The organism is Janthinobacterium sp. GW456P (genome assembly GCF_002127655.1).
Taxonomy (GTDB): Bacteria; Pseudomonadota; Gammaproteobacteria; order Burkholderiales; family Burkholderiaceae_D; genus Janthinobacterium.
This window is the reverse complement of the sequence record NZ_NEHB01000061.1, coordinates 1-3,809: the sequence shown is the minus strand read 5'-3', so window position 1 is coordinate 3,809 and position 3,809 is coordinate 1. Positions and strand designations below refer to the sequence as shown.

Here is a 3,809-nt window from a genome sequence, read left to right as displayed (position 1 = left end):
GCCCCGGCAGCCAGGTGACCACGCAGAACGGCAGCGGCGCCGCTGCGGGCGGGGCCATGGGGCCGGGCGGCGCGGCAAGGGGCTCGGCGGGCATGCGCCCCTCCAGCGGACGCTGGGCGCGCCAGGGCCACAAGATCGTCCTGTACGGCGTCTGACATCATGGCCATCGGCGCTTATGCTGCCTGGATGCTGGCGCAGGAGGCGCGCTCGCTGCTGACGCGGCTGGCGCGGCTGGAACCGTTCGCGCTGATCGAGCCGACGGTGCTGGCGGCCGCCCTGATGCCCAGCGCCCAGTCGGCCATCGAAGGCCAGCTGGTGCAGGGCCGGCGTGAATTGCGGCGCATGGTCGCCCAGTTCCAGCACTGGCTGCGGCGCGAGCACGCCGATGGCGCCAGCATGGCCACCGCCGCCGAGGCGCAGCGCCGCTTCACCTTCCTGCGCCTGAAATTCAATGCCGCGCTGACCCAGTTCGACCTGTTCAACGAAGTCATCACGCAGCGCAGCGAGCACAAGACGGGCGTGTGGCTGGCCGGGCTCGACATCGTTGCCGCCGACGCGCTGGCGCTGCCCGGCAATGTGTACCGGGCGCCGCCCGTGATCTGCTACCTGGACCGGGGGCCGGGCGCCGCCATCCGCCGCGCGCGCACGCGCCTGCCGGGCGGCGGCGACAATCCCGTCGCCATCATCCGCCTGCCGCGCGAACGCATGATCGGCAGCAGCATCGCTTCGTCGCTGGTGCACGAGGTAGGCCACCAAGGCGCGGCGCTGCTGGACCTGGTGGCGTCCTTGCGGCCCGTGCTGCAAGCCATGCAGCACGGCGGCAGCGGTCTGGTGCATGTATGGCAGTTGTGGGAGCGGTGGATTTCCGAGATCGTGGCCGATTTCTGGTCGCTGGCGCGGGTCGGCGTGGCCGCCACCCTGGGCCTGATCGGCGTGGTCAGCCTGCCGCGCGTGTTTGTCTTCCGCCTCAATGTCGACGATCCCCATCCGGTGCCATGGCTGCGGGTGCGCCTGAGCTGCGCCATGGGACGGGCCTTGTATCCGCATCCGCAATGGGACCGGCTGGAGCAGCTGTGGCTATCGTACTACCCGCTGACCGGCTTGCCGCCGGCGCGGCAGCGGCTGCTGGAACAGCTGCAGGCCAGCATGGCGGCCCTCGTGGGTTTACTGGTGCAGCACCGGCCGTCCGCCTTGCGCGGCGGCTCGCTGGTCGAAGCCATGGCCGTGCACACGCGCCAGCCCGCCATGCTGGCGCAGCTGTTTCGCAGCTGGAGCCTGGCGCCGGCGCAGATGTACCAGGCCGCGCCGACCCTGGTATTCGCCGTGCTGGGCCAGGCGCGCGCCAGCGGTACCTTGAGTCCGGAAGACGAAAGCGAGCTGCTGGGGCGTTTGCTGACCCACTGGGCCTTGCGCAGCACCCTGGACACGTCGGAGCTGTGCGCCGACGTCGTGCGGCATGGCCGCCAGTCCGGCAGGCCGTTGCCGCCCCTGGCATCCCGTTTGATTACCCATTGAGGAGAACGACATGAGCAGCAAGATGAGCAGCAAAAGCAGAGGGGCGGGCCAGGCGGGTCCGAAACACCACGGCGGCAGCATCGCGGTCACCGTACACGAGCAGGACAGCGGGGCCATGGTCGTCAATGCCGCCATCAGCCTGTACCGGGGAGCCGAGGCGGATTGCCACAACTTCAATGCCGCCACCTGGGTGCCTGATCCCGCCATGCTGGTGGGCGTGCGCTGGACGGACGGGCGTGGCGGCACCGTGTTTACCGACCTGATGACGGGCAGTTACGTGGGGGTGTATGGCAATTTCCCCGCCACGCCGCCCCAGTGCGTGACGGTGCAGGCCGGCTGCAGCGCCGTATTGTGCTTTACGCCCCAGCTCAACCCGCAGGTGACGCTGGCGTTTGAAACGGCCGACTGCCATCCCAGCGACTGTCAGTTCGGCAGGGTGGGCGACCGCGCCATCGCCACCGTTTCGTTTGACGGCGATCAGAGCGCCGACGGGCGCGACCAGGTGCAGCTGCTGGCCGCCGCGCCGTGGGTGCCCATGCGCGGCGCCGCGAACGCGTTTTCCACGCCAGTGCGGCGCGCCGGCATGCACCGCTTCATGGGACAGATGATGCTGTCGCAGCGTCCTGAACTGCGCAACGCCTTGCCCGTTCCGGAAGGACTGAGCCCGCACGCCATGCTGGCGCTCGATGCGGAATACGAGACGGAAGAGCGCCAGCCGCAGCCCATCACCGGCAACGTGGGCGTGTCGCTGACGCGCACGGAAACGGAGCCGACGGAAGACTTGCCGCTGTGGACCTTGATACGCAACAGTACCGAGGCGATGTCGTTTACCAACTACCTGCATTTCATGGACAGCCTGTTTTGCGGCGACCTGGCCAATGTGCGCGGCTTCGAACAGGAGCGCTTCGTGAAAAAGGCCGATATGTTCCAGCAGCTCAAGCAGCGCCGCGCACTGCCGTTTTCCGATGCCGACTCCTATCGCGTGCTGAAAGTGGCGACGGAAGCGTTCGTGATGGTCAATTGCGGCGTACTGAACCAGCCGCTGGCCTTCAATCCGGCCGAGGACAACGCCTACCTGGACCGGCGCGACATTCCCCAGGGACGCGACCTGGAAACCGTGCTGCGCCACGACTACCTGGAAAACATCGACGGCTTCCAGACCTTGCCCTACCTGGCCGTGATCCGCCGCAAGCTGCCCGACATCCCCATCAGTATCCCGCGCGGCCAGGAAGGCGAAGTCGACCTGTGCTTTGGCATCATTCAGGAAAAGCTGGCCAATCCTTGCCTGCTGGAACTGATCTGGTCGTACTGGCACGAAGAGGGCATGCTGGTGCAGACCATGAACGCCATCGCGCAGCGCTTCCAGAACCTGCGCGCGCCGGGCAACCATCTCGATCCCTTGTCGAACACGGAAATCGACATGCTGCGTCCACTCAATAATCTGCTGTGGGGATACACGCAGGATGAACAGCACCGGCTGACCGTGATGCGCCGCAACTACGAGTACGACCACCATTACGGCGTGCGTCTGGACGGCAAGGCGGTGCAGCACTTCCGGCCAGCCGACAGCCGCTCCAAATTCCTGGAAGCCTTCCACCACTTGCTGCGCCTGCTGACCTCGTTCTACAAGCAGGATGACGATACCACCGTGAAGGCGGACGCCTTCCCCGTGCTGAATGCATTGAAGGAAATCCATTTGATCCTGTCGCAGGGCGCGCACAACCAGTTCGGCGATTTGCCGTCGACGGCGCGCATCGAGATGCTGATGCAGCAATGGATGCTGGCGCGCCCCGAGTTCCGCGAATTTTTGCCCACGCGCGTGATGGTCGCGTATCCGGAACCGTGGATGGACAGGGTCGACGCCATGAAGAAACTGCAGGGCTGGACGGACACGAGCGTCATGCATTTCCGTAACCTGGCCATCTTTGGCGAGCAATTGCTGCTGTCTGTGCGCTACGGAAACTGGAGCGATATCTATGAACCCACGCAGGCATTCAACTGGGCGCGCTTCTGGCGGCCGCAAGTGCAGGGCTATATCCACGGCTACCGCGCCGCCACCGGGGTCGATCTGTCCGTCGACAGCAGCGACCCGGTGGTCGAATCGACGATGCCTTCGGTGTTGCTGCGCCAGCGCCTGAGCCAGCAGCTGCGCAGCGTCTAGGGCGTGAGCGGGGCGCGTGCATGCTCGACTTTACCAGTGCCCTGTACCTGGGCATGCGCCATCCGGCGGCCCGGCTGGCGCCGTGGAGCAGCCTGACCCTGGGCCAGCCGGCCGCGCTGCGCGAGCCGCCCGG

2 protein-coding genes are annotated in these 3,809 nt (G+C 66.7%); both read left to right on the top strand.

Annotation, left to right across the window (positions count from 1 at the left end):
- Positions 1-210 precede the first annotated feature (210 nt).
- Entirely contained in the window at positions 211-1,515 is a 1,305-nt protein-coding gene (locus CBW66_RS28120; RefSeq protein WP_367301880.1) for a hypothetical protein, read from the top strand.
- 10 nt (positions 1,516-1,525) lie between these two features.
- Positions 1,526-3,676 (top strand): hypothetical protein, encoded by a 2,151-nt coding sequence (locus CBW66_RS28115; protein WP_086141014.1) that lies wholly within the window; start codon positions 1,526-1,528, stop codon positions 3,674-3,676.
- Positions 3,677-3,809: the final 133 nt, after the last annotated feature.

What these genes read in the sequence shown, in the direction of transcription:
- CBW66_RS28115 (WP_086141014.1), top strand. Translation starts at nt 1,526, where the DNA reads ATGAGCAGCAAGATGAGCAGCAAAAGCAGAGGGGCGGGCCAGGCGGGT.